Below are 26,318 nucleotides of genomic sequence, written 5' to 3'. Positions count from 1 at the left end.
CGTCTTAGAGACTACATACTTAAGAAGATCCTGTTCATTGCATTGTCATGCCGGTAGGGAGGCTCTATGCGTGTCCTCACCTTTTGTTGCCTGGCTTTGACCTGGTCGTGCTCGCTCCTGGCCTGGGCCAGCCCTCCACTTCGACTGGTTGGAAACCCCTGGGAGCCGTATGTTATGACTTCGCCGGCTGGTCAGGGCTTGGCTGTCGATATCGTCAGGACAGCCCTTGGCCGCTCCGGATACGAGACAACGTTTCGTGAGGAGCCCTGGGAGCGGGTGCTGTATGGCATACAAAATGGCTCCCATGATGTGATTGTCGACATCTGGTATGCGCCCGAGCGAGAGCGCCTGGGGCAGTTTTCCAAGCCCTTCCTGGCAAACCGCCTACGCTTTATCGCATTGAAAACGCGCGCGATTACCTTTTCCACGCTGGAAGATTTGAGGCCGTACCGGTTGGCCGTCGTACGGGGATATGCCTATTCGAAAGAGTTCGATCAGGATCGAACCCTGGACAAGGTCGCGGTTGCCGATTTCGAGCAGGCTTTGAGAATGCTGTTGGCGGGACGTGTCGATCTGGCAATCGAAGAGGAGCATGTGGCCAGGCGTGTGATCGAGCGCGTGGCCAGTGCTCAATCGTCCCGGCTTCAGTTTCTGGACAAGCCGCTGGCGGAAAAAGGCCTGCATATGTTGGTATCGGAAGATCATCCTGAGCAGGAAAAAATCATTGCTCAGTTTGACGATACGATCGAGCGGATGAAGGCAGATGGTACCTATGCCGACATTTTTGCCCGCTACGACCTAGTGTGGCCGCCAACTCAGCAGGTCAGTGACATAGCGTCATGCCACGCCCGCTGCGCTTTGCCTGATAAAGACGCTGGTCGGCCACGTGAAGTGCCGGCTCCAGCGCCTGGGTCTGCAGGTTGGCAACCCCGGCACTAAAGGACAGCAGGGGGGCGTTAGGCAGGTAATTGAGCCGGGTGCAGAGTTTGCGGAAGATATCCAGGCGTCTGGCCAGCTCCTGTTCGCTTGACTGGCTCACCAGTGCGAATTCCTCTCCGCCCAGGCGGCCAATGATGTCTTGCGGAAAATGTGTTCGCAGGGCATGGGCAAACGCTATCAAGGCGGTGTCGCCACCGGCATGTCCCATCTGATCGTTGATGTTCTTGAAAAGATCAATATCCAGCAGGGCAATACTAATGGGTTGCGACTGGGCTTGCGCCAGGCTGATGTGCAGCTCGGCTTTTTCCTGAAAGGCTCGCCGGTTCAGGAGGTTGGTTAGTGAGTCATAGCGGGCTGCCTGTTGTAACGCCCTTAGCAAGTCGCGTCGCTCGAGCATGGCCATGACACGGCAGTTGAGTTCTTCCGGGCAGAAGGGTTTGCGTAGGAAGTCGTCAGCGCCGTGCTTGATGAAGCGTGCGCTAAGGATACCCTGTGGATCAGCCGAAACCCCCAGGATCAGCAGGTCGTGCCGTTTGAGCTGCTGACGCAGGCGCTTGACTAGCTCGAAGCCCAACAGGCCGGGCATGTCATGGTCCAGGATCAGCAGGTCGATATCGTTTTGCGCCTGAAGCACCCTGAGCGTCTCGTTCCCATCCGTACTCTGCAGCGGCTGAAACAGCTGTGATGAGAGCACCCGACACATGTAGTGCCGCGAGACGCAGGAGTCCTCCGCAACCAGTATCTTGACGTTCTGATTCTGGACCAGCCGATGCAGGAGTCGCAGCACATAGTCATAGGAGTACTGACTCTCCTTGATAATGTAGTCGACGACGCCCTTGTTGATGAGCTCATCGCGATGACGCTCATCGTAGCGACCGGTCAGGACAATGCAGGGCACCTTGTGGGCAAGGATGACATCCACGACCTCGCCGTTGGGCGAGTCGGGCAGGTTCAGGTCGGCTATGGCAGCAAAGAACTGACCGGGGCTGGTCTCCAGAAGAAGTTCAGCCTCGGCCAGCGATGCGCAGAATACCGGTTCGAACAAGGGCTCCTGTCGAAAGAGGTGCGACAAAAGCTTGAGGACCAGTTGGCTATCTTCTACGACCAGAATATTACGCACGAAATGGATTCCCGAAGTGGTGCTCATCAAGCATGGCATATGTCCAAAAACACACTTATTTAGTGTTTCTATAGACATGTCATGCTAGGAGAAGTAAACCTAATGACGGCATTGATTATGCCGTTGATCGCATCTGAAGTACCGGTTGTCCCGTTTGCGACAGGCGGCTTTCGTGTAATCGCTTTCGTAATAAATTTATCGTAGAGTTCAAACCACTGTGTTTGCTTGGGTCGCTGTTGATCGTGACCTGAGGCGGTAGGTTTCCACGTGGCCCCGTCCTGCTCGATTGGTGTTTCTCCTTGCAACGCAGTCCCTGGCGAATGGTCTGATGGCGCATCGTTCAGGGCATTAAAAGCTTTAATAACAAAACCCGATTTACCAAGGAGCAACATCTTCATGTCGAATCGTCAGAACGGCACCGTCAAGTGGTTCAACGAAACCAAAGGCTATGGCTTCATTACTCCTGAAAGCGGTCCCGACGTTTTCGTTCACTTCCGTGCCATCGAAGGCAATGGTTTCAAGACCCTGGCAGAAGGCCAGCGCGTCAGCTTCGAAGTTGTGCAAGGCCAGAAAGGCATGCAGGCTGAGCACGTTCAGGTGGTCTGACCGCTGAGCGCCGAAGCAAAAAACCCGAGAATGCTCTCGGGTTTTTTTATGCCTGCTGAATCATCAGGCCTCTGCGCTCTGCGGGCTCTTTTCCGGCTCCTCAACGCGATGCGAAGGCGCCTTGCGGTCAGGATTACCCGGAAGCTGCCCGAAAATTGCGGCAGCCAGAATAGAGAGCAGCCCAACGCTGAGGTAGGTGGCATGGAAGGCGGACAGCACATCGGTATCGGCGTAATCATCCTTGAACCCACCCAGCAAGGCAGCGGCGCAGGCGACGCCAAAGCTCATCGACAGCTGCATGACCACGGACAGAAGACTGTTGCCGCTACTGGCCTGCTCATCGCGTAGATCGATCAGCGTCACGGTGTTCATGGCGGTGAACTGCATCGAGTTGACGGCGCCCAGAAGACCCAGGTGAATCAGCAACAGTGGATAAGGCGTCTCCGTGGTGATCAGGCTCAGGCTGGCGATCATGCAGCCCAGTAAAATGGTGTTTCCGATCAGTAATCGGCGATAGCCCAGGCGGTCGATGATAGGCTTGGCGATGGGCTTGACCAGCATTGCCGACAGCGCAAGCGGAATCATGGTCATACCTGCCTTGGCCGGTGGAAAATTCATGCCCACTTGAAGCAGCAGAGGCGTCAGAAAGGGCAGCGCGCCACTGCCCAGGCGGGCAAACAGATTACCGAATATGCCAACGGCAAAACTGCGGGTGCGGAACAGTTGCGGCGAGAAGAGCGGACGCTCGATACGTAAGGCTCGCAGCCAGTAGGCGATCATGCAGGCGAGGCCGCCCACTAGCAGCAGAACCACCCGGGCATGGGGCATATGAAGCTCGCCCAAACCCTCCAGGGCAACCGATATCAGGATCATTGCCGCGCCAAACAGCAGGAATCCAAACCCGTCGAAGCGCATGGGAATGGGGCTGCGCAGGTCAGGCATCAGTTTTGAGGTGACATAACAGCCCAACAAGCCTACCGGCAGGTTGATCAGAAAGATCCAGTGCCAGGAAGTTGCTTCCACTAGCCAGCCGCCTAGGGTAGGGCCGGTCAGCGGGCCGATCAGACCCGGCACGGTGACGAAGCTGAGTATTCGCACCAACTCGGTACGAGGATAAGCCCGCAGGATGGCGAGCCGCCCGACTGGCAGCATCAGCGAGCCTCCCAGACCTTGAATGACGCGGGCTGCGATCAACAAGGGGAGCGAGGGGGACAATGCACATAACAGTGAGCCAAAAGTGAACAAAGCGATGGCGCTGAAAAAGACCCGCCGTGTTCCGAAGCGATCGGCGATCCAGCCTGAGGCCGGAATCAGCAGCGCGACCGTCAGCATGTAGGCGATCACGACGCCCTGCATGCGCAACGGATCTTCATTGAGATCATGTGCCATGCTGGGAAGTGCAGTATTGAGGATCGTGGCGTCGAGCGATTGCATGAAGAATGCAATGGCAACCAGCCAGGGCAAATAGCGAGCGGTACGGGCATCGAGTAGCGAAGCGGACATGAGTGATCGTACTTCCTTTGTGGCCAAAGGGTTGGAACGCAGGACGCCTCAAGCGTTCTGCCCATGTCGCGAAGGGAAATGCCTGAACACCTGGGGGCCGCCTGACGATGCAGGCGACCCACCAGGGTTGTCAACGGGAGGTGTCGATCTGGCTGATAGGCTTGATGGGACTGATCAGCTGGAGTTGCTGGCGGTACTCATCCGTGATCTGGCTCGCCTGACTGTTGCTGGTGATCACACGTGGCGTGATGAGAACTATTAGCTCGGAGCGACCTTTATTACGTGCTGTACTACCGAATAGCCAATGTAGTCCGGGGATCCGGCTGAGATAGGGAACACTATTGTCAGTTTCAGCCTCGCTCTGCTGAATCAGGCCTCCTAACAATACGGTTTGCCCACTCTGCACTGCTACTTGTGTAGTAACGGCTCGGGTAGAAATTGATGGGTTCCCATTAGCATCAGTCGTCGAGCTTGCATCGCTGACCTGCTGCTGGATATCCATGTAAACCAAGCCGCCGGGATTTATTCGGGGTACCACATCAAGAATGACGCCGGTTTGTACATACTGCACACTACTAAATGTTGAGTCACTGGTTGTACTAACAGACGTTTGAGTGATCGGAATATTGTCTCCTACTTGAATTTGCGCTTGCTGGTTATTCATGACAACCAAGGACGGGGCAGATAGCACACGCGTATTACCGTTCGTCTCCAAGACATGCAAGGCTACCTGCAGGTTATTGCTGACAAAAGAGTAAAATAGGGCATCACTTGAACTTAACGCAGCGCCACCTTGCCCTAGTGCACCCTGGCTGCCAGAGGTATTGGCGATACCCTCAGTGCTGGAGTTTCCGGCGAGATGGCCTAAATACCACTGCACACCAAGACTAAGTGAGCCTGTCAGGCTAACTTCCAAGACACGAGTTTCAATCTGAACCTGCATGGGGGCGTTATCCAACCGTTTGATGGCGGACTGAATTTCGTTCCATTGTGAAGGGCGGGTCCGAATAAGCAGTTGGTTACTACTTTTCTGCGCCGTGATACGAACGCCTGCGTCGTTGGTATTAGAATCACTGCCGCCCGAGGCACTGCTATTCGAGTTTTCGTTATCCGTATCAGACGCGTTCCGGTTACCTGTCGTACTGTTACCTGTGTTACCGCCACCAATGCCACTGTTGCTGCCAATACTGGTAGAAAGGCCATTGCTGCCCAATCCTCCCAAGCCCTGGCTGCTACCAGTAATACCGGTGGTACCTGTTGTACTGGTATTTGTTCCTGTTGAGAGTGTCGTTGTACGCAAACCCGGAGCAACCTGTGCTTCTGGTTCTTCAGACACTGCTTCGTTACTATAGATTTGGCGTAAATAGCGGGCTAGATCTGTAGCCTTCATGTTGCGTACGTCGTACACATACATCTGCGGCTCGTTGCCGCCGCCCTTATCGATGGTCTCGATCCACTGACGAACTTCGTTCAGATATTCAGGCTGTGAAGAGATGGCCACCACCGCATTGGTGCGTTCGATCGGCAGGAAGCGGAGCATACCGGCCAGCGGGGTGCCGCTCTGCGGGCCGAACAGGCGATCCAGCTCCGGCATCAGCTCTGCCACACTGGCACGTTGCAGGCCGAAGACGCCGATAGACATGCCCTTCAACCAGTTCACATCAAAGGTACTGATGGTTCGCTGATAATTGGCAAGCTCGTCGGGCGTACCGGCCAGCGCGATGACATTGCGCGAGGGGTCCACCAGCAGGAAAGCATTTTCACGGGCAAAGGGCTTGAGCAGCTTCTGCATTTCCGTGGCGGAGATGTAGTCCAGCTGGAACAGGCGGGCAGACAGGCCACTGCCTGGCTCCGGCATCTGTAGCGCCGGCACCATGCGGCCTGCCACGGCCTGGTTGGCTGGTACAACCATGTAGCGATCGCCTTCACGCACCAGGGCGTTATTGGTCCAGGATAGCAACGTCTCCAGGATCGACAGGGCTTCGGTCTTTGCAACGGGCTTGGACGTGGAGAAAGTGACCTCACCCTTTACGTCCTGCGCGATGGTGTAGTTCACCTGAAGCAGATCGCCCAGGATACTGTTGATCACTGCTCGAATCGGCTGGTTGTTGAAGTTGAATACTACACCGCCGTCCGGCGCGGCTGACGGCTTGGCGGCAGGTGTCACTCGACTGTTGATGAAGCGGTTATCACCACGAATGATCTGACTGCGGGCCGGTGTACGGGGGTTATCGCCCGTTTCGGCCGAGCTGGGAACATTGGGCGAGGGCTCTCTTACCAAGGGGCGTTGGCTGCCTGTTCCGGCCAGACCTTCACGCAGCAGGGCATCGTCTTGCTGCGTATCGGTGGCCGGTGAGATACAACCTGCCAGCAAGGTGGCGGTGGCCATGCAGGCCAAGGGGTAACGCAAGGTCACGATTGTAGTGCTCCTGATAATAGGGGGCGGCCGCGTCGGCCACTGAATCCGGGTTCCGTATCAATCTTCGCTATCGGAGTCGTCATCCTCTTCCGGGGACGTTTCCGTGGTAGAGCTGGGCGCCTCGGCGGCTGGGGCCGACACGTCGTCAAGAGGTGCCTTTTCGATCACGAGCGGCAAGCTTTGCTGACGATCACTGGAGACAAATACCGCCTTGTTGGCAGCCACGGACTCTAGCTTCCAGCCGTTGGGTAGTGCCTTGCCTCGGGTAACGCTGAGCGCCTTGCCTGAGTTGTCCTTGAGCAGGGCCAGCTGCAGCGAGTCGGTCAGGATAATGCCGGTCAGCACATAGCCTGTAAGGTAAGTCGGCTGACCCGGCGCGGCCATTTTCTGATCAGACTGACGGTCCGGACTGAACAAGGGCTGCTGCCAGGTGTTGGCATAGGCATCCAGGGGCGGTGCGTTCGGCAGCTCCGGCGACCTGACGGTTGCAGGCGAGTGCTGTGCTTCAAGAGGAGGCAGCCATTGTACGTTACGGCCAATGCCCAGCGCGAACATGACCAGAAGCGCGGCCGATAGTCCCGTAATCAGGACGAGCCAGGGGGTGAGGCGATGCTGATCAGCGGCGTTCATGTCGGGTCATCCGAATCCGTGTTTTCGTTATCGTCCATACCGGCTTTACGCTGCATGTAGCCAGTGACAAGCATCTGGACTTCAAGCCTGCCGGCACCACCCTTGGGCGGAGCATCCTCATGACGCTCGACGCGAAGCTCCTCTACGAAAAGGAAAGGGCGATCGTTTTCAATGTCGTACAGGATGGCTTCCAGCGGCTCGATGGCGCAGCTGAGGTTGAAGCTGACTTTGACCTGGGCATAGGGCTCATCGCCAGGGTTGCCGGCGATGGGCGTGCGGTTGAGCAATTCACAGCCGGCGCCGTCCAGCTTGTGCGACTCGATCAGTTCAGCCGTATGTTGCATCAGGTTGGCTGCTACGGCACTGGGGTCGTCACCGGGCAGCAGGCTGTCACTCCCAGCGTTTCGCTCCTGTGCGGTTTCGAGCTGGCGCTGCAAGGGTTCACGCTGGGCCTGCAGCGCGGCATACCGGCGCTGGGTCTGGCGGAGCTGCTCCATTTCGTCGTTCATGGCCTGCTGGGGCGCGACGAACCACCATTCCAGACAAATCCAGTACAGCACATACAACGCGAACGCCAGAACGGCCAGCGCGGCGATGCGACTTTCACGGGGTGTCAGTGACCGGCGCATTGCTGGCTTCCTCCCGACGCAGGTGGGCGAGCAGGTAGAAGCGCTCTTTCTTGGTGTTTTCGTCTGGCTGGATGACGCCTTGGAACTGCGCACCGGTAAGCGAGTGACAATTCTTCATCTCGCCAATCAAGGCGCCAGCCTTCTGGCTCTGGCCGGCCAGATTGACCTGTCCGTCTCCTTCAACGGACAGCTCCGTCAGCCAGGTGTCTTTGGGCAGGCACTGAGTCAGCTCGCTAAGCATCACGCTCAGCGGTGGAGTACCCGCCTTACGCTCCGTCAGGTAGCGAGTGGCGCCCAGGCCATTCTGTATCTGCTGGCGCAGGCTTTCGATCTCCTGGGCGCCGGCGCGAAGCTGGCTGACCTCATGACGCATGGCTTCGAGCGCAACGGCGCGGTTATACAACCAGACCTGCATGGCTGCGAATGTCAAAGCGATAGCCAGGACTGCAAGACCAATGTTCAGCTGACGCCTCGGATTCTTGCGAAGCTGACGGCGTTCGGATGGCAACAGGTTAATACCCAGGCGCCCCCCTTCAGGCTGTTGCACATCGATCTCGTCGGGACGAATGCCCTGCGCCTGCAGGCGCTCCAGTAATGGATCGAGGCGATCCTTCAGTACGGTGGCAACCGTCACACGGAGCGGCTGCTTGGGCTGGCTTGGCCAGCGGCGGACCGCATAATAGACCTGACTGGCCTTAAAAGGGGTATGGCGATCCATCTCGAAGGCGACAGCCGCCATGACGTCCTGGGCTGCGCCAGCAGGTAGATTGATAGTTCTGACCAGCGCCTGCCGAGGCGATAACAGCAGAACGCAGCGTTCTGTACCCAGCGAATCGGCGCTGGTTAATGGATGCTTACCCTCCGCCGAGTGAAGCCAGGCTTCTTCATTGTCCCAGCGGATGATCTGTTCATGTTCGCTTCGCTCGAACAGGCTGCGTAGGCGAGGGGGCAGGCAGGCCCGAAGTTCGGTAAACCACCAGTTGAAAAAGCGGGGAAACACGGAGGCGTGCCATTGCGCCTGAAAGGCATTCACGGCAGGGCGCAGGCTATTGGGCCATTCCAGTCGAATTGTTTTCATTCTTGCCAGCGCAGCACGCGGTAAGGTTGCATGTTGCTATCCGTTGGGTTGAGTAAAAGGGTCACGTTCAAGGCAGAGCGGAAACCATTGTCCAGTTCAGCCTGGCTATACACACTCAATACCTGCCCTGGATCTTCTCCCTCCAGGGAAATGATGTTCTTCTGGCCCATGGCTTGCCGTATGGGTGGCGCTGCAAAGCTCACAACCGGCTGATCGTACCCGCTCCAGACGGTGATGTAGGGCTCCAGGCGAGTAAACATCGCATTGTCCATACCGGGGAGTTGAATCAATTCCTCCAGGGTTCGCATGGGCGTCGGATCCGTCCCGTTCTGACGGGCTTGCAAGGCTGCCGCGACTTGCTTCGCTTGTCCAGCCGGAACGCCCAATGCAGTCGCCACTTTGATGAACAAGGCGGATGAGGTGCTGTTAAGATCCAGCTTTCCCAGCTCGCTGCGCACTTGAATGGTCAGGCGCATGCGGTCGAATTCGAGTTGATAGGGGCGGCCATCCGCAACCCAGCGCTGCTCTCGTTGAAGGCCTGTCAGATGCTGGACAGCCAGGGCCAGACCTGCTTCCGCCGCAAGATGCGCCCTGGCATCCTGAAGCTGATGGACGCTCTGTTTGTTTTCCAGGCGTACTGCGGTTACGACGCCGGCCATGACCAGACTGAGCAGTGCCAGTGCCCATAGCGTAATGAGCAGCGCTACCCCGTGCTGCCGCTTCACTGCAGAGACCCCATGCTGTTTGAGTTGCCCAGGTCGAGGCGTACGGCGACCTGTAGAGGTGGCCAGGCAATGGGGCCATCGGCCGTCAGGTCAACCCTAACCCGCTGGGGCAGGTGTTGCGGCCAGGGCCATCGCGGCAGCCAGTCCGTAGGTCGTCCGTTCTGGTCAAGGCCGCTATAGGAAAAGCGCAGGTTTCTGACCCGCCGCAACAAACGCTGGGGATCTCCCCAGGATTCAGTGCGGTTGTTTCCAACAATCTTGGCGAAGTCGACCTGTAGCCATTGGTCTCGGCTGTCACCTGCCAAGCGGAGCGTCTGGATATGGATGCCGCCGCCGAGATGCGAAGGCAACGTTGCGATAAAGCGCATCTCCTGTGGCTCGCCGATAAACACCATTCCCTGCCCGGTGGGGGTGCGCTGGATCGACAGCGGAAGGGCTTGCTGCAGTTCGCGACGTAAAAAATTCTGTGTAGAGCGCAGCTCATCCAGTCGGGCGCTGTACTGCTCGCTGCGAGCCAATGTCCGATTGGCGCTGATGAGGGCAGAGCCGATCAGGACCAGCAGGATACCCAGCAGGCTGATAGCCAGTAGGACTTCCAGCAAGGTGAAGCCGCGCATTGAGACCTTCATTGCGGGACCTCGGATATACCCTGCAGCCTTAATGTGCTGAAGCGCTCCTGATGCCGGCCCGCCGTCAATGACAAGTCCAGGCGATACAGCTGACTGGTCATCGCTGTGCCCGCTTTGCTGATATCCAGCTTCCAACGTGTACCGTCAGGCAATGAACCTTGGCTGGAGCCTGGTTTCAGAGGACGATGGACCGTGTCGTCCAGTAGCGAGCGGGCCGTCAAGGCCATCTGGGTCGCTCGGCTGTCCTTCAGCAAGGCATGGGTGGCTTGGCCAATGCCTCCCATCAATACGAAAAAGGTGACGGCGAGCAATGCCACGGCTGCCAGCAATTCCAGCAAGGTAAAGCCACCCTCTGAACGGGGCCTGCGCTGTCCCGTCACGGGTTTACCTCTTGCCATTTGACGGTGCCGGTCAGCCAGGCGATATCGACGCGCCAGGCGCGTCCATCCTTTTCCAGCCTGACATTTCCACCGGTTGAGCTGCCATCTGGAAAGAAGGCGATGGCGGTCCTGCGACCTGTACTCAGGTCAGCCGCTGTGGTTACCCGCATGCGCATGCCCTTGGGCAGCGACTGAGGACGCCGGCCGGGTTGTTGGTATCGCTGGTTGGCAAGATCGAAATTCAGTGTGGTGGTCTGGCCGGTTGTAATGGCCTGGGTGCGTACGGCACGCAGTGCCAGGGTCAGGTCACGACCGGCCTCGCGGGATCGAACACTGTCGAGTCCGCGGGTAACACCAAAGGAGACCAGGGTCAGACCAATGGCGACCAGGATGATGACAACGATCAGCTCAAGAAGTGTAAAGCCGCGCTGCGATGTCCGGCCCTGTAAGCGCATACCGTTCGAGACGGTGCGTAGGGCACGGGTACAGGAGGGCTGGCGCGGCATGACACTCTTTATTCCCAGTTGCCAACGTCGGCGTTGTAGCCTTCGCCGCCTGGCTGTCCGTCCTGACCATAAAAGATCAGGTCAAACGAACCGTGCTGACCGGGCGAGCGATAGCCGAATTCATGGCCGAACGGGTCCTGCAGATCCGAGGGCTTGGCATAAGGGCCATTCCAGTTACGAGCGTTGGCTGGCTTGGTAGTGAGTTGTTGCAGATTCTTAGGCGGTGCGCCGACATCCAGGGCATAGTTTTCGATCTTCATGCTCAGGCTGGCCAGCTGAGCCTTGCCAGCGCCGTACTTGCCTTTATCGACGTTACCACCGACCTGGCGGACCACAATGGTAGCCACGATACCAAGCAGTACGATGACAGCCAGCATTTCAAGCAGGGTAAAACCGCCGCTGCGGTGGGGGAGGGAGCGCATTTTTCTAGTCATAAACAAGGCTCGTTACGGTTAGATGTTACTGGTGAGGCTCATCAGCGGGAGCATGATGGCCAACATGATGAAGGCCACAAGTACGGCCATGACGATGGTCAGGCTGGGTACCAATGCCGCAAGAAGTCGATCGATACCACGTTTGGCTTCGGCATCAAAGACGTCGGCGACTTTGATCAGCATGGTATCGAGCTGGCCGGATTCTTCGCCGACCTGAATCATTTGCAGTGATAGCTGTGGCAGCAGCTTGCTGGTGCTGAGCGCAGCGGCCAGTGAGCCGCCGTCCTTAACCTGGTCGGCTGCCTGCGAAACGGCGCCCTGCAAGGCATGGTTTGAACAGACCTGGCGGCCAATCGACAGTGCGGTCAGCAGTGGAACGCCATTAGTCAGCAGGGTGCCGAGTGTTCTGGCCAGCCGCGCGGTTTCCAGGCGCTGTACAAGGGGGCCCATCATCCGAATGCTCAGCATCCGGCGATCCCAGCGGATACGGCGTTCCGGATCACGAAGGCGAGCGCCGGTGAGCCAGATGAGCGCAACCAGAACCGCCAGCAGCAATAGGCCATATTGCGAAAGAAACTGGCCCATCCAGAGTACGGACTGTGTCATGAACGGTACAGGAACGCCTAAATCAGCGAAGATAGGCACAAACTGGGGTACGACATACGCCATCAGCAAGGCCAGTGAGCCGAGCACACCAACGACCAGGAAGGCGGGGTAGATCAGGGCGTTGATCACTTCGCCACGCAAGGCCTGCGAGCGCTCGAGGTATTGAGCGAGCTGCGCCAGAGTTTCCTCCAGTGAGCCGCCGGCTTCGCCTGCACGGACCATGCTGATGTAGAGCTGCGAAAATTGTCCGCCTTCTTCGGAGAGCGCGGCGGAAAGCGGCTTGCCGCCCTTGACGCGCTCACGGATACGCTCGATCAGTCGGCGGGATTTATCTTCCGTTGGCTGGCTGAGCAAAATATTCAAGGCGCGATCGAGCGGCTGCCCTGCACCCAAGAGCGTGGCCAGCTGCTGGGTAAACTGGGCAAGCCCGGCCCCGCTTAACGGGTCTCGATTGAACCAGGCACGCCAACCCTGCGAGGCATTGCCTTGCGCGGGCGTGACCTGCAGGACCAGAAGTCCACGATCCTGCAACTGGCTGACAGCTTCATCCTGGCCGGCGGCTTCCAGATGGCCGGTAACAGACTCACCGGCCGCATCCAGTGCGCGATAGCGAAACTGGGCCATGCTCAGTCTCCGCTCGTCACACGCAGGACCTCTTCCAAGGTAGTCGTACCTGCCAGCGCCTGGCGCAGCCCGTCTTCGTACAGGGTATACATGCCTTCTGCGCGAGCGGCCTGTTCCAGTGTCGCGGCATCGGCGCGCTGCATGAGCAGGCTGCGGAGCGTATCGCTCATGACCAGCAGTTCGCTGATGGCACTACGACCACGGTAGCCCTCATTGGGTGGCAAGTCGCGACGTGGCCTGTACAGGCGGATCGGGCGTTCATCCGTGTATTTTTCGAGTTCATATTCCCTGATAACTTCCGGAAGCGGCTCATAGGCTTCTGACAACGCTGGATCCAGGCGGCGTACCAGGCGCTGAGCCAGAATGCCATTGATTGTAGAAGCTAGCAGATAGTCTTCCACTCCCATGTCCAAAAGACGCGTGATGCTGCCCGCCGCACTGTTGGTATGCAGTGTCGAAAGCACCAGGTGACCGGTCAGGGAAGACTGAATGGCGATACGGCAGGTTTCCAGATCGCGCATTTCGCCGATCATGATGACATCCGGGTCCTGGCGCACGATGGAACGCAGGGCGCCGGCGAAATCCAATCCAATGGATGGCTTTACCTGGATCTGATTGATGCCCTCGATCTGGTATTCGACCGGGTCTTCTACGGTAATGATCTTGCGCTCGGCGGTGTTCAGGCGCGACAGCGCGGTATACAGCGTGGTGGTCTTACCCGAACCAGTAGGGCCGGTGACCAGCAGAATACCGTGGGGTCGCTCCAGCACGCTCAGGAAGTTGTCCAGTGACTTGCCGGCAAAGCCCAGGGTGTCAAAATCGAAACTCACCGATTCGCGATCGAGCAGACGCATTACCACCGACTCGCCAAAGCTGGTCGGAACAGTGGATACCCGCAGGTCCAGCTCCTTGCCCTGGATACGCAGCATGATGCGGCCATCCTGGGGGAGACGGCGCTCGGCAATGTCGAGCTTGGCCATGATCTTGACGCGCGAGATCACCGCGGCCGTTGAGCTGGAAGGCGGTGCTTCGGACTCATGCAGTACGCCATCGATGCGATAACGTACCTTGAGCCGATTCTCGAAGGGCTCAATGTGGATATCCGAAGCGCGGTTTTCTACAGCGCGCTGGATAATCAGGTTCACCAGGCGAATCACAGGCGCTTCTGAGGCCAGGTCCTTCAAGTGCTCGATGTCGTCTTCCGAATTAGCCTGGGCGTCGAGGTTTTCCACGATGGTACCCATGGCCGAGCGGCCTTGACCGTAATAACGCTCGATCAGGTTTTCGATGTCGCTGCGAAGTCCTATGGACAGCCGAGCCGCGCGGCCACAGGCGTACTCAAGCGCCTCGATGGCATAACGCTCGGCGGGATTGGCCACCAACAGATGGATCTGACCGTTACTGTCCTGCCCCAACGGCACAATCTGATGCTGCTTTAGAAAGCGTGTGGAAACGTCAAGTGGGTCTTCCAGGATTTCTGGCGCATCGCTTTCCAGAACCAGCGGAACGTCCAGTAGTGAGGCCCACGCATGCGCCATGTCTCGCTCGGATACCATGCCCAGGCGCAACAGCAGATGGCTGAAGCTTTCTCCAGAGGAGGTTTCGTGAAGACGGCGGGCCCGCTCCAGATCGCCAGGCTTGAGCTTTCCCTGGCTGACCAGCCATTCGCATACATCATCGTCACCCGGCTTGTGGGAATCCACAGACGTGAGCGGTGGCTCGCTCATAGGCACCGAGGGCAGCGAAGCGCTCTGGGAAGGGCTGCGTTCAGCCGTGGTCGACGAGGCGGGTTGGAGTAGGTTCATGGTTATAGGCGGTAGCGTAGAAAGCAGTGGGCGTTGGCTAAACGAGAAAACAAAGCCTAACGGATGATAATCGCACCGTTAAATGAACACTTAGTGTACAGATGGACGCTTAATAATACGTGTTTGCTGCTGTAGGCCGCCGAAATTGGCTGTGAGCTAAATCGCCTTTTAGCTGCAAAGTTACTTCTATTACCTGTTTTTAGCTGAACAAAAGCTGACAAAAGGGCAAGAGGCGCTTCGTCGGTTTTGTCTCAGAAGGGCATGTCAACGGAAGGGGATATTAGCGAGCATCCAAGCCGCTCTGAATAGAACCTGAACGCTTAGTCAGCCAGTGTCGTTGTATTCACAAGTCTTGAAGCTGGAGCTGGCCGAAAGCGCCTGCCTCATTTAACGGCAGGCGCTTGAACGCTGAGCATTGCTTACTTGGTGCTCAGGGCGTTCGGGTTGGACACGCCGTCAGGACGACCACCTTTGGTGTTCTGCTCCTGTTTGGCTTTCTGGGCGGCCTTGCTGTTGTGCTCCTGTTGCATCAGGCCGTTGGAGGTGCCGGACGCTTGAGTGGCAGTGGCTGAGTCTTCAGCTGCCAGGGCGCATCCTGTTACGGCAAAACCTGCTACCAGGCATAGGCTGGAAATAAACTTTTTCATTACGCTCTCACTCTTCGGATAAATATCTGCCTGAGTTAGGTAGATATATTTAGCTAATTTCTTCTGAAAGAAAAAATCAACTCTAAATTTTCGATTCTTGACTAAGTTCTAATCGATAGATTAAAGCTGAGAGTTTGGCCAGACATCGTTTAAGGGTAAAAGTTCAAGTTAAATTAGAGAAATGGTTTGCTACTTGCTAAACCGTTTCATTTGACAATTTTTCGTCTTTTTTGCCTTAATCTTTTCGGGTTTTTCGCGCGTTTACGCGATTTTCTGTTGCCATCATTTTGCTACCTTTTGTTCTCGTTTGCTCCCATAACAAAAAAATCTCAACTTGTACAAATAACTTTAATTGATTGTATTGAGGTTATTTGTCGCAGGACGCGGGACGCTGTTAAGTCAGTAAAACTTGATATTCGGCAATATCGAAGTGACTCGTTTTTATTAACTTAAAAGCAGGACTTAATTAATAATGGGAAATATAAAGCTACAGGGAGCTGTGCTTACGGCTTTGGCTCTGGCAGTTGGTCAAGCATATGCGGTAACCCAGGCAAACCCTGCCCAGGTTGAAAAGAAGGTCGAGAACACGCTGGGACAGATGTCCCTTTCCGAGAAGCTTTCACTGATTGGCGGAACGGGCCCCTGGGATGTCAAGGGGCTGGATAAATTTGGTCTGCCCCAGATTCATGGTGCGGATGGCGGTGTGGGTATCCGCTACACCAGTCAGGACAACAACCAGGGTATCGTTTACCCGGCGGGTCCCAACCTTGCTGCTACCTGGAACGTCGAACGCGCCAAGTCCTTCGGTGAAGCACTGGGTTACGATACGCGTGCCGGTGGCTACCAGTTCGTAACGGGTCCGGGTGCCAACCTGTACCGCTCGCCCTATAGCGGCCGTGCATTCGAATACCTTTCCGGCGAAGATCCCTATTTGGGCGCGGTGATGGCGCCTGCGGTCATCAACGGTATTCAATCCCAGGGCGTCTGGGCCAACGCCAAGCATTTTGTCGCGAACGATCAGGAAACCAACCGCTTTACACTGGACGAGCGGATCGGCGAGCGTACCTTGCGCGAAATGTACCTGCCCGCCTTCGAGTCGGCTGCCAAGAACGGCAACGTTGCGATGATGATGTGCGCGTTCCAGTTGATCAATGGCGTTTACAGCTGTGAGCACCAGCATCTGATCACCGGCGTGCTCAAGAAGGAATGGGGCTGGAAAGGTCTCATGCAGAGCGACTACAACGCCGTCGTTCATGGCTATCTGGCGGCTGATGCCGGTACCGATCTGGACATGATGGGCTATCAGATGAATAGCACCATCCTGACGCCCTATATCCAGGCAGGAAAGCTCTCGACCGAGACCATCAATGACAAGGTTCGCCGTATCCTGCGTCAGATTTATGCGTACCGCTTCGACCAGGCTATTCCTGCCGCGTCCAAGGACATGGACAGTGCCAGCAGCCAGCAGGCAGCCCTGGAAGGTGCTCGTGAAGGTATCGTTCTGCTGAAGAACAAGGATCACTTATTGCCGCTGTCCAGCGACAAGGTCAAGTCCATTGCGGTCATTGGCAACTTGGCCAAGTACGCGCCGCCTACCGGTTTCGGTAGTGCCAATGTCGATGCACGCAATTTCGTCAGTGAGTTGAGTGGCCTGAAGCAAGTGGCTGGTAACGCCAAGGTCGACTTCATCGACTCGCTGTCCTTGGACCCAAATGCGGCCGAATGGACGACCACCGATGCCTCCGGCAATACCGAAAAAGGTTTGAAGGCTGAGTTCTTCAATAATGCCAACTGGTCCGGTACTCCTTCTGACACCCGTATCGATCAGCATGTGAACCTGGACTGGGCCAATGGCAACAAGACCACAACAGTGGACTATGTTTCCAATACCACCAACGGCGCGAACTATCCCGTTACCGGCGACGATCAGAATACGTCTGTTCGCTGGAGCGGATCGGTAACGCCGACCATTTCCGGCGAGCAAGTCTTCAAGGTTCGTGCGGATGGCGCTGTGCGTCTGTATGTGAATGGTCAGAAGATCATCGACAATGGCGATGGCAATCCGCTGCCCAACAACAGCATTCCGCCGACCATTCCGGTATACGGCAAGGTCAATCTGGAAGCGGGCAAGTCCTACGACATCAAGCTCGAGTACTCCCGCCGCAAGGGTTATATCTCAACCATGGGTGGCATGGTGGGCGTGCAGATGAGCTGGGCCTCGCTGGCTGCTCCGCAGGACCTCTCCAAGTACGATGCGGTTGTCATGGCTGTGGGTAACAGCAATGAGTATGAAGGCGAAGGTTTCGACCACGGCTTTGATCTGCCTGAGTACCAGAGCCAGTTGATCCAGAACGTTGCCAAGGTCAACCCGAAAACTGTGGTTGTTATGCATGGCGGCACCGGTCTGAACATGACCGACTGGATAGACCAGGTCGATGGCGCATTGCATGCCTTCTATCCTGGCCAGTACGGTGGCCAGGCGCTGGCGGAAATCCTGTACGGGGTAGTCAACCCGTCCGCGAAAATGCCGTTCAGCATTGAGAAGAAGCTGCAGGATAACCCCGTCTATGCCGGCTTCCCCGAGTTCGACAACACCGGCAAGATTACCCGTATGGCCTACAGCGAAGGTCTGTACGTAGGCTACCGTGGCTATGAGATGAGCGGTATCAAGCCGCTGTATCCGTTCGGTTATGGCCTGTCCTACACCAGCTTCAAGTATTCCAACATCAAGGTAACGCCCAAGGTGGTAGTGGGTAACGCACCTATCAAGGTGTCCTTCGATGTGACCAACACAGGGCAGCGTGCGGGTGCTGAAGTCGCTCAGCTCTATATTGGTCAGAACAAGCCGCAGGTGGCGCGTCCGGTCAAGGAGCTCAAGGGCTTTGGCAAGGTGTTCCTGAATCCGGGTGAGACCAAGCGTGTCACGTTGCAGCTCAACGACCGTTCGTTGGCCTACTTCAATGAAGCCACCAACAACTGGGTTGTGGATGCTGATACGTTCAAGATCTCGGTGGGTGCGGCATCCAACGATATCCGCCTGACGTCCAGCCTGACCAACCCGTATCGCCAGGAATTGTCCAATTCGACCAGCAACCCGCTGTCGAAGGCCGACATCAAGGCGGTAACGGTCAAGGCCGCCAAGCAGTAAACCTGCCCGGGCGCGGATTTCGATCCGTGCCTGTGTACGGTTTCTCCCGATGCGCCAGGATTATTCCTGGCGCATTTCTTTTTGCAGCGCTTCGATCCGCCGATCTTTCTCGGCCCATAATGCGCCGACCCATTGCTGGACCTGCTCACGAAAAACGGGATCACTCTGGTAGTCCCCCTCACACAGTGAAGGCTCTAGAGGAAGAGTGCGGATATCTACAATGACGCGCTTGACTTGGCCACTGAGCAAAGCCCAGAAGCCGGGCGGTTTTCCTTCGGGATAGAGAATCGTGACATCCAGAATGGCATCGAGCTGCTTACCCAGTGAAGCTAGTACAAAGGCAATTCCACCTGCCTTGGGTTTGAGTAGATGATGGTAGGGTGATTGCTGCTGGGCATGTTTGGCTGGCGTGAACCGCGTGCCCTCCAGGTAATTCACGACCGTAACGGGCTGATCGCGAAATTTCTCACAGGCCCTACGCGTGATTTCCAGGTCGATCCCTTTGAGTTCCGGGCGTTTTTCCAGCGTGGCTTTCGAATAGCGTTTCATGAACGGGTAGTCGAGTGCCCAGAAGGCCAGGCCAAGAAAGGGAACCCAAATCAGCTCCTTTTTCAGAAAGAACTTGAAGTAAGGCGACCGACGATTGAAGGTCTGTACAAGGGCTGGAATATCCACCCAGGACTGATGGTTGGAGATGATCAGGTAAGAGCGATCCTTACGCAGATTCTCGTCACCGCGTATGTCCCAGACCGTAGGAGTGCAGAGTGCGAAGATGACCTTGTCGATTTCTGCCCAGGTCTCGGCGATGGTCATGACCCCGCGCGAGCAGGCGTCGCGCCACGGCTTGTAGGGGCAGAGCAGCTTGAGCAGCGCAACCAGCATCAAGGGGCCAATCAAAATGAGGGTATTGATCAAGAGCAAAATGCCGCTAGTCAGTCCGACGATCAGATGACGCATGAAGTCTCCCTGAGTACTATTCTTTTCGTTAGCGCCATAAACATTCTGAGCCTCTACCGGGCCGCTTAGGCAGCAATGGCGTCTATGGATTATCTAGGACACTGATAACGGCTGTAATTGTTCATTATGCTTAAGCGTATTCCCGTTTCGCAGGCCCGTCTGGGCATGTATGTGAGCGAATTTTGTGCACCATGGGTGGATCATCCCTTCTGGAAGGGGCACTTCGTCATTCGCTCGCCGAATGAGTTGCAGCGTATTCTGGACAGCGACATCGACGGGTTGTGGATCGATGTTAGCAAAGGGGCTGATGTAGATCCGGCTCATGTTGGGTGCTCCCTGGAGGCGCATGGGGCCGGGGTTGCCGTTCAGGTCGAGATGGCTGAAGAAATAAAGCGGGCCAAAGTGCTCTGCGATAGCGCCAAGACAGCCGTTAAAGGCATGCTGGAAGATGCGCGAATGGGACAGGTCGTTGAGGTGAGCGATGCTGCCAGTCTGGTCGAGGAAATCTCCAATTCGGTGCTGCGCCATCCCAATGCTTTGATCAGCCTGGCGCGACTCAAGACCTCGGATGAATATACCTATCTGCATTCGGTGGCCGTGTCGGCGCTGATGATTGCCGTTACTCGAACGCTTGGCCTGGGTGAGACGGCCGCACGGCAGGCGGGTCTGGCCGGTTTGCTCCATGATGTCGGCAAGATGACGATGCCGCTGGAGGTGCTCAACAAGCCGGGCAAGCTGACGGATGAAGAGTTCATCATCATGCAGGGTCATCCGAAGGCCGGGGAGCGCATTCTCACAGCGTGGCAAGCTGATGAGACAGCCATCGATGTCTGCCTGCATCATCATGAGAAATACGATGGCAGTGGTTATCCGGATAAGCTGTCCGGTGAGCAGATCAGCCTGATGTCCCGCATCGCCACGGTATGTGATGTGTATGACGCGGTAACGTCGGATCGCCCTTACAAAAGAGGCTGGGACCCGGCCGAGTCCGTCAAACGGATGGCTGAATGGAAAGGGCACTTCGATCCGCATGTCTTTCAGGCATTTGTCAAAGCGGTCGGCATTTACCCGGTCGGCTCGCTGGTAAAGCTGGAAAGCGAGCGCCTTGCGGTGGTGGTGGAGCAGAACCCCAAGTCATTGCTGACACCGACCGTAAAGGTCTTTTATGACGCAAGGCACAAGAAGCCGATCGGGCATGAAGTGATCGATTTGCCACGCCTGAAAGGCTACGACCGCATCATTGGACGTGAGTCGCCCGAGGCTTGGGGATTCGATAATCTCAGTACGTTGTGGACATAGCGGCCCTGGCGCGGGAGACTTCTATCCGTGATCCTGCCGGAGTGATTGAGTGAAACGTTTTTTATCCCTGCTGGGCCTTTTGAGCCTGCCTGTGCTAGCGACGGCCGAGCCGACGCTCTACGGCCGCTACGAGACATTCCGTCTACCTGAGCTGGGTGTATCCTTGCCGGCCAAGATGGATACTGGGGCCTGGACCGCCTCGCTGTCGGCCAAGGACATCAAGACGTTCGAGCGTGACGGAGACCAGTGGGTCAGCTTCCGTCTGGCGACGGAGAAGGCGGACGATACGGTATTTGAGCACCGTCTGGCGCGAATCAGCAAGATCAAGAGCCGCTCGGATGAGGGCGATGAAGACGGTGAGGATGATACGCCGTCCAGTGCACAACGCCCTGTCATCGAGATGGAAGTCTGTGTAGGCGATGTGTCCCGTACCATCGAGGTCAATCTGACGGACCGCAGTCACTTCCGCTATCCGCTGCTGATTGGAGCCAAGGCCTTGCGCAAGCTGGATGCCGCGGTTGATCCCAGGGAAAAATACGTGTCCGGGTCGCCTCGCTGCTAAGGCTGGGAGGCGCCAGCCAGGGCTGGCGCCTGGAAACGATTAGCGTGCCTCGGGGCGGGTTGCCTGCATCGAGGGACGCTGATCCGCCTCGGTGTACCAGGCCGCCAGCTTGGGATACTCACCGCGCCAGTGCCAGTTGGATACACGCAGGTCCAGATAGCCCAGCAGGCAGGCCAGTCCAATGCAGGCCATATCGAAGTGGCCTTCAAGCTCGGGCAATGCTGTCTGTTCAAAGTAATCCAGCGAACGGGCAATCTTCTCATGCTGGTTATCCAGCCAGAGCTTCCACTGCATGCCCGGTGGCCGCATGAACGTCTCGTAGCGGATCTGTACGGCCGATTCGGTCATGGCATCGGCTAGGGAGGCCAGTGTCATTCGCCGCCAGCGCTCGGGACCCTGCTGAGGAATCATGGGGGTGTGCTGATGCAGCGTATCCAGGTAATCCAGAATGACGCGGCTGTCATGCAGGGTAGTGCCATCTTCCAGGCGCAGCGCCGGAATCTTGCCTGACGGGTTGGCATCGATGACATCACGATTGGGATTGAGGGGCGTCTGCTGGACGATCTCCAGCTCAACCTGCTCGATCAGGTCGGTCTCGTGCAGCATCACGACGACCTTGCGGCCGAACGGGGATGCGGGGGTGTGATAGAGGATCATCGACATCACGCACTCTCTTCATCAAAGCTTAACAAAAGCTGAACTGTGATCGTCCGCGATGCATGGGTTGTTATGCAAGCCTTATGCATGCTCAATGCTACTAGTGTCGAATCATCAGGTCCCTTTCTGATGGACAAAAGCCGGCTTGGCACCGGCTTTGTCACAACTTACGCGATTACCACTTGTAGGTAACGTTGGCGATCACGCTACGCTGGTCACCGTAGTAGCAGTAATAACCATCACAGGTAGAAATATAGTCCTTGTTGAACAGGTTGGTGGCATTCACGCCTACGGAAGCGCCCTTCAGACGATTGTCGAGGCGGCCTAGATCGTAATGTGCGGCAGCGTCATACAGGGTGTAGGAGCCGGCATGGCCTTCCCAAGTGTTGCCTTGATTACCGTAGGTATCACCTACGTAGCGGACGCCAGCGCCTATGCCGAAGCCGTCTACTATGCCTGTATGCCATGTATAGTCAGCCCAGAGCGAGGCTTGGTGTTCAGGGATGAGCTGCAGGCGGTTGCCGTTGTGTAGAGGGTCAGGGTCACGTACATCCGTGTGGGTATATGAATAAGCTGCAATGAGCTTTAGATTTGCCGTTAGATTTGAGGTGGCTTCTAGCTCCACACCACGTACTTTAACTTTCCCAACCTGCGACTGAGCCCCACCAACTAAGTTAGATGTTTTGACATTCTCTTGAGTCAATTCATAGACGGCCGCTGTGAGTAAAGTATCTGATCCAGTAGGCTGATATTTCACACCAAGTTCGTACTGCTTACCCTCCGTGGGCTTGAGTGGCTCATTAGTATCTATATCTGCACCAGTACTGGGCTGAAAAGACTCTGAATAGGAAATATAAGGTGCTATTCCAGAATCGAAGATGTAACTCAGGGATGCATTACCGGTAAACGCTGTATCGCTGTGTTTGGGATGTGCACCGTTAGCCCGGACGGTATAGAACTCAGTGTCAGTTGTAACCCAATCCTTGCGCCCACCTAAAGTGAGGCGCCAGCGGTCAAGAGCGATCTGATCCTGAATGTAAAGACCAGTCTGGTGAATCTTCTGGTCATAGTCGTAATACGCCGTAGAGCGCGCTGGTTTGTCGATAGGCAGGCCATACACGGGGTTATGAATATTGCTCGCAGGCGCAGATCCAAAAATAGAGGTGTAGTTATTGTTGGAGCGCTGGTAGTCCAGGCCTAAAAGCAACGTATGCTGCAAGTTGCCTGTGTTGAAGTCCCCCTGGAAATTATTATCGATAGCGAACTGGCTGATATCCTCATTTACAGACGTAGTGCTGCGTTGCAAGGTGCCGTCGGCCAAAACGGTTGGGATTGTCGTATTGGCGTCTACATACAGGCCAGGATAGGACGCCGGTGTGATTGTCCGAAACGATAGGTCGCTCTTGGTATACCGTGCGTTTTGACGGAACTGCCACACATCGTTGATACGATGATCGAACGCGTAGCCTAGCGAGTAATAGGTGCGGTCATAGTATTCCCAATCCGGATCGCCCAGATTCTTATGATGAGAAACCTTGCCCCACGGGCCATCAATCTTGGTGCCTTGAAGAGGTAGGAACTGGCTAGTCGTGCCTGTATCGTCGCGCGTGTACTGCGAAAGGAATGTCAGGTGCGTGTCGTCATCGATATTCCAGGTCAGGCTGGGGGCGATGTTGTAGCGCTTGTTTTCGATGTGATCGACCTGCGTGTCGCTGTCACGTACCACGCCGCTCACGCGATAGAGCACGTTGGCGTTTTCATCCAGAGCGCCTGTGGTATCAAAGTTGATCTGGCGATGGTTGTCACTGCCAACTTCGGCACGCACTTCATGACTGGTTTCAGCCTGGGGACGCAAACTGACCATGTCTATCAGGCCACCGGGCGGCGTCTGTCCATAGATGGAGGATGCGGGGCCGCGCAGGAGGATCAGGCGTTCAAGGTTCCAGGTTTCAGGCTTGGGGTCGACATAGACGCCGTCCGGCAGGCGCAGCCCGTCCAGGAATCGGGTCGGCTCAAAGCCCCGTACCCGCAGCCAGTCGGCCCGGGTATCACTGCCGTAGCTGCTGGCTACGATGCCAGGCATATAACGAACGGCATCATCAATGTTATGCACGGCGCGGTCGCGCATCTGCTCGCGGGTGGCAACCGACATGGAGCGAGCCGTTTCCAGGATTGGCGTATCGGTTTTGGTGGCGGAAGCAGAACGGGTTGCCACATAGCCTTCAGCAGGGCCCCAGGCATTTTCCAGCTCACCGGCGGTAATGGTGGTTGATGCCATGCTCAAGGTGTCGCCCGTTGCTGGCAATACGCGTACGGTGTAGACGCCGGGTTCGCGTTCGGTCAGCTCAAGCCCGGTTCCCTGCAGGGCCTCGCGCAGGGCCTCGGTCGCTGCGTAGCGGCCATTGACCGGATTCGACGTACGCCCGGAGACCACCGAAGGGTCAAGGCTCAGGGTCAGGCCCGCTTCGCTGGCGATACGGTTCAGCGTGCTGGTCAGAGGCGCAGCGGGGAGTTGGTAGGTGCGCTCAGCGGTGGTCGTCTGGGCGTGGACTAACGTGACATGACCTAAGACAAGTGCAGCGGCAAGCAAGGAAGGACGGAACAGCGACGACATGGCTCTCTCCAAGAGGCGAATGCGAATTCGTTTCATTGCCGAATGAGAATGGCAAAGTGATAGAGCCGTCTTGGAATATTTTTGAATAACGAAGATAGAAAAACGCAGAAAACAAGCGTGTCGTGCTGAAACCCCGTTGGTTAACGGGGTTTAACGGCCAGCCACCAGCGCGTGTGTTGCTCGATTCGTATCGGTGTATTGAGGGCGAGGGCGCGCAGAGCTTGGTCAGCATCGTGCAGAGGAAAGGTGCCCGTTACCCGTAACGTGGCAATGACCGGATCAAGGGTAATGAGTCCGGTGCGCTCGTGACTCAATGCCGCCACGACATCGCTCAGGGGTTGGTTATCGACCACCAGCATGCCGTGAGTCCAGGCGTCGGCATTGGCTGGTGCATCTTTGAGCTCATCCAGTCGGTCCGCCATCATGAGGACCTGCTCGCCCTGGGGAATGACCGCCTCGCCAAGGCCAAAGCGCGGCTGTGCCGCCACAGCCGATTGCAGGACCGTCAAACGCGAGCCGCGTGATTCCTCTTCCACGAGAAAACGCGTACCCAGCGCCCGCATTCGTCCGGCCTGGGTTTCTACGATGAACGGACGACTGGCGGTGTCGTGCCCGGTTTCGATAAAGGCTTCTCCTGCCAGGAGAATTACCCGACGCTCCTGCTCATCGAAGCGAACATTCAAGGCACTACGACCCGCTAGCACAATGCGGGTGTGATCAGGCAGCATCAGCGTGCGCTGTTCCCCCGTGGCGGTTACGTTGTCAGCCAGGGCGTAACGCACCGGTACATAACGGTTTACCGCAATAAGGCTCAGAAGGCCCGCAAGGGCGATGACTAGCGTACTGCGACCCAGGCGCCGACGCCCGTTGGCAGAGGGCTGCAACAGGGCATTTCGCGCAGCGGGTTGTTCTGCAATGCGCAGGCGCTGGTTGATACCGTTCAGCTGCTCCCAGGCACGGCGGTGTTCAGCATGCTCGGCAAGCCAGGTCTGCAGGGCGTTTAGCTGCTCCTGGCTGGTTTCTCCCATTTCCAGGCGTACTTGCCAGTCTATCGCCTGATCCAGAACCTGACGGCTCACAGGTCTTACATTCACACAGGTTCCCCGTAGAGGGCTACATAGCATTGCCGTAGCCCTTGAGCAATATATTGGCGAACCCGTGGAACCGATACGCCCAGGCGCTCGGCAATTTCAGAGTGGGTCAAGCCGTCGAGGCGATTATATAGAAAGGCCGCTCGAGCCTTGCTGGAAAGTTTGCCGAGCAGGTGATCAAGCTCCGCCAAGGCCTCGATAATCGAAGCCAGGGCTTCAGCGGAGGGGTAATGCTCGTCTGCCAGTGTGGACAGGGCCTCAAGATAGCTGCGCTCAAGGCTGGCGCGGCGGTAATGATCAATCAGGAGGCCTTTGGCAATCTGGGTCAGAAAAGCCCGCGGTTCGCGCATGGCAGGCAGTTCAGGCTTGGTCAGCAGCCGTACGAAAGTGTCCTGCCGCAGGTCTTCAGCGCGCTGGCTACACCCTGTCTGCCTGCGCAGCCAGCCTGTCAGCCAGTCGCTGTGGTCACGGTACAGCACGTTCAACCCAGGAGCTGCCTTTATTTCGCCCGTCGTCATGAACATTTCCGCAAGTGGAAAAATGAGAACCGTTCTCACGTATTCTAAAGATCAGGGGAGCTGCGGTAAAGACCAGCGAAAAGCATGGATTTTGCCTTGAACAGGACAATTTAAGTGAGCAATCCATATACAAGGCGCTCATGACGGACAATTTGGGAGCGGGCAGGGACCTTGACCGGTTTTTCATGGTCG

The 26,318-nt window shown here is 56.7% G+C and carries 25 protein-coding genes; 5 read left to right on the top strand and 20 right to left on the bottom strand.

The window, feature by feature from the left end; genetic code table 11:
- Positions 1–66 precede the first annotated feature (66 nt).
- Complete coding sequence (locus HMPREF1487_RS26720) at positions 67–939, top strand: substrate-binding periplasmic protein (protein ID WP_010796085.1); 873 nt, start codon at positions 67–69, stop codon at positions 937–939.
- Here HMPREF1487_RS26720 and HMPREF1487_RS07800 read toward each other — a convergent pair.
- Both HMPREF1487_RS07800 and HMPREF1487_RS07795 read right to left on the bottom strand, forming a co-directional pair.
- Positions 824–2,059, bottom strand: a complete 1,236-nt coding sequence (locus tag HMPREF1487_RS07800; RefSeq protein WP_037029836.1) for a diguanylate cyclase domain-containing protein — start codon at positions 2,057–2,059, stop codon at positions 824–826. The genes HMPREF1487_RS26720 and HMPREF1487_RS07800 overlap by 116 nt on opposite strands.
- 68 nt (positions 2,060–2,127) lie before the next feature.
- A complete protein-coding gene (locus tag HMPREF1487_RS07795; RefSeq protein WP_037029835.1) occupies positions 2,128–2,457 on the bottom strand; it encodes a hypothetical protein in 330 nt (109 codons plus the stop codon).
- Between HMPREF1487_RS07795 and HMPREF1487_RS07790 the strand changes: the two genes are divergently transcribed.
- Positions 2,456–2,665, top strand: coding sequence for a cold-shock protein (locus HMPREF1487_RS07790; protein WP_010796083.1), 210 nt, complete (start codon positions 2,456–2,458; stop codon positions 2,663–2,665). The genes HMPREF1487_RS07795 and HMPREF1487_RS07790 overlap by 2 nt on opposite strands.
- A 63-nt stretch (positions 2,666–2,728) precedes the next feature.
- On the opposite strand, the gene mdtD is transcribed toward HMPREF1487_RS07790, so the two are convergent.
- The 13 genes from mdtD to HMPREF1487_RS07725 form a co-directional block, all read right to left on the bottom strand.
- Positions 2,729–4,168 (bottom strand): multidrug transporter subunit MdtD, encoded by a 1,440-nt coding sequence (gene mdtD, locus HMPREF1487_RS07785; protein WP_010796082.1) that lies wholly within the window; start codon positions 4,166–4,168, stop codon positions 2,729–2,731.
- A 130-nt stretch (positions 4,169–4,298) separates the two neighbouring features.
- Positions 4,299–6,557, bottom strand: coding sequence for a type II secretion system secretin GspD (gene gspD / locus HMPREF1487_RS07780; protein WP_051370217.1), 2,259 nt, complete (start codon positions 6,555–6,557; stop codon positions 4,299–4,301).
- Positions 6,558–6,644: 87 nt separating this feature from the next.
- A complete protein-coding gene (locus HMPREF1487_RS07775; RefSeq protein WP_010796080.1) occupies positions 6,645–7,217 on the bottom strand; it encodes a hypothetical protein in 573 nt (190 codons plus the stop codon).
- Positions 7,214–7,846: a type II secretion system protein GspM gene (gene gspM, locus HMPREF1487_RS07770; RefSeq protein WP_010796079.1), complete on the bottom strand. Its 633-nt coding sequence runs from the start codon at positions 7,844–7,846 to the stop codon at positions 7,214–7,216. The genes HMPREF1487_RS07775 and gspM overlap by 4 nt, the downstream gene beginning before the upstream one ends.
- The gene (locus tag HMPREF1487_RS27275; RefSeq protein ID WP_010796078.1) at positions 7,821–8,924 is read right to left on the bottom strand and encodes a PilN domain-containing protein; all 1,104 of its coding nucleotides are present in this window, start codon (positions 8,922–8,924) and stop codon (positions 7,821–7,823) included. Before HMPREF1487_RS27275 ends, gspM begins: the two co-directional genes overlap by 26 nt.
- Positions 8,921–9,649 (bottom strand): type II secretion system protein GspK, encoded by a 729-nt coding sequence (locus tag HMPREF1487_RS07760; protein ID WP_010796077.1) that lies wholly within the window; start codon positions 9,647–9,649, stop codon positions 8,921–8,923. The genes HMPREF1487_RS27275 and HMPREF1487_RS07760 overlap by 4 nt, the downstream gene beginning before the upstream one ends.
- Positions 9,646–10,266, bottom strand: coding sequence for a prepilin-type N-terminal cleavage/methylation domain-containing protein (locus HMPREF1487_RS07755; RefSeq protein WP_230382162.1), 621 nt, complete (start codon positions 10,264–10,266; stop codon positions 9,646–9,648). Before HMPREF1487_RS07755 ends, HMPREF1487_RS07760 begins: the two co-directional genes overlap by 4 nt.
- Positions 10,267–10,274: 8 nt before the next feature.
- The gene (locus HMPREF1487_RS07750; protein WP_010796075.1) at positions 10,275–10,658 is read right to left on the bottom strand and encodes a prepilin-type N-terminal cleavage/methylation domain-containing protein; all 384 of its coding nucleotides are present in this window, start codon (positions 10,656–10,658) and stop codon (positions 10,275–10,277) included.
- Positions 10,655–11,164, bottom strand: coding sequence for a GspH/FimT family pseudopilin (locus tag HMPREF1487_RS07745; protein WP_010796074.1), 510 nt, complete (start codon positions 11,162–11,164; stop codon positions 10,655–10,657). The genes HMPREF1487_RS07750 and HMPREF1487_RS07745 overlap by 4 nt, the downstream gene beginning before the upstream one ends.
- A gap of 8 nt (positions 11,165–11,172) precedes the next feature.
- Positions 11,173–11,598: a type II secretion system major pseudopilin GspG gene (gspG, locus tag HMPREF1487_RS07740; protein ID WP_010796073.1), complete on the bottom strand. Its 426-nt coding sequence runs from the start codon at positions 11,596–11,598 to the stop codon at positions 11,173–11,175.
- Between the two features lie 18 nt (positions 11,599–11,616).
- Positions 11,617–12,828, bottom strand: coding sequence for a type II secretion system inner membrane protein GspF (gene gspF / locus HMPREF1487_RS07735; protein ID WP_010796072.1), 1,212 nt, complete (start codon positions 12,826–12,828; stop codon positions 11,617–11,619).
- Between the two features lie 2 nt (positions 12,829–12,830).
- On the bottom strand, positions 12,831–14,555 hold the full coding sequence (gspE, locus tag HMPREF1487_RS07730) for a type II secretion system ATPase GspE (RefSeq protein ID WP_037029833.1): 1,725 nt from the start codon (positions 14,553–14,555) through the stop codon (positions 12,831–12,833).
- Between the two features lie 497 nt (positions 14,556–15,052).
- Positions 15,053–15,280, bottom strand: coding sequence for a hypothetical protein (locus HMPREF1487_RS07725; protein WP_010796070.1), 228 nt, complete (start codon positions 15,278–15,280; stop codon positions 15,053–15,055).
- Positions 15,281–15,752: 472 nt separating this feature from the next.
- Between HMPREF1487_RS07725 and HMPREF1487_RS07720 the strand changes: the two genes are divergently transcribed.
- A complete protein-coding gene (locus tag HMPREF1487_RS07720) occupies positions 15,753–18,428 on the top strand; it encodes a beta-glucosidase (RefSeq protein ID WP_010796069.1) in 2,676 nt (891 codons plus the stop codon).
- A gap of 60 nt (positions 18,429–18,488) precedes the next feature.
- On the opposite strand, the gene HMPREF1487_RS07715 is transcribed toward HMPREF1487_RS07720, so the two are convergent.
- Positions 18,489–19,385, bottom strand: a complete 897-nt coding sequence (locus HMPREF1487_RS07715) for an acyltransferase (protein WP_010796068.1) — start codon at positions 19,383–19,385, stop codon at positions 18,489–18,491.
- Between the two features lie 126 nt (positions 19,386–19,511).
- On the opposite strand from HMPREF1487_RS07715, the gene HMPREF1487_RS07710 reads away from it, so the two are divergent.
- Positions 19,512–20,684, top strand: a complete 1,173-nt coding sequence (locus HMPREF1487_RS07710; protein ID WP_010796067.1) for an HD-GYP domain-containing protein — start codon at positions 19,512–19,514, stop codon at positions 20,682–20,684.
- A gap of 49 nt (positions 20,685–20,733) precedes the next feature.
- Positions 20,734–21,246, top strand: coding sequence for a retropepsin-like aspartic peptidase RloA2 (locus tag HMPREF1487_RS07705; RefSeq protein ID WP_010796066.1), 513 nt, complete (start codon positions 20,734–20,736; stop codon positions 21,244–21,246).
- Positions 21,247–21,285: 39 nt separating this feature from the next.
- Here HMPREF1487_RS07705 and HMPREF1487_RS07700 read toward each other — a convergent pair whose 3' ends face one another.
- From HMPREF1487_RS07700 to HMPREF1487_RS07685, 4 genes are all read right to left on the bottom strand, one after another.
- Entirely contained in the window at positions 21,286–21,909 is a 624-nt protein-coding gene (locus HMPREF1487_RS07700) for a glutathione S-transferase (RefSeq protein WP_010796065.1), read from the bottom strand.
- 169 nt (positions 21,910–22,078) lie between these two features.
- Entirely contained in the window at positions 22,079–24,517 is a 2,439-nt protein-coding gene (locus tag HMPREF1487_RS07695) for a TonB-dependent siderophore receptor (RefSeq protein ID WP_010796064.1), read from the bottom strand.
- Between the two features lie 140 nt (positions 24,518–24,657).
- Complete coding sequence (locus HMPREF1487_RS07690) at positions 24,658–25,611, bottom strand: FecR family protein (RefSeq protein ID WP_037029831.1); 954 nt, start codon at positions 25,609–25,611, stop codon at positions 24,658–24,660.
- Positions 25,608–26,126 (bottom strand): sigma-70 family RNA polymerase sigma factor, encoded by a 519-nt coding sequence (locus tag HMPREF1487_RS07685; RefSeq protein ID WP_010796062.1) that lies wholly within the window; start codon positions 26,124–26,126, stop codon positions 25,608–25,610. The genes HMPREF1487_RS07690 and HMPREF1487_RS07685 overlap by 4 nt, the downstream gene beginning before the upstream one ends.
- Between the last annotated feature and the right edge of the window lie 192 nt (positions 26,127–26,318).

Source organism: Pseudomonas sp. HPB0071 (genome assembly GCF_000478505.2).
In the GTDB taxonomy this organism is placed as follows: Bacteria; Pseudomonadota; Gammaproteobacteria; order Pseudomonadales; family Pseudomonadaceae; genus Chryseomonas; species Chryseomonas luteola.
The sequence above is the reverse complement of the archived record's forward strand: the minus strand, read 5'-3'. Positions and strand labels throughout refer to the sequence as shown.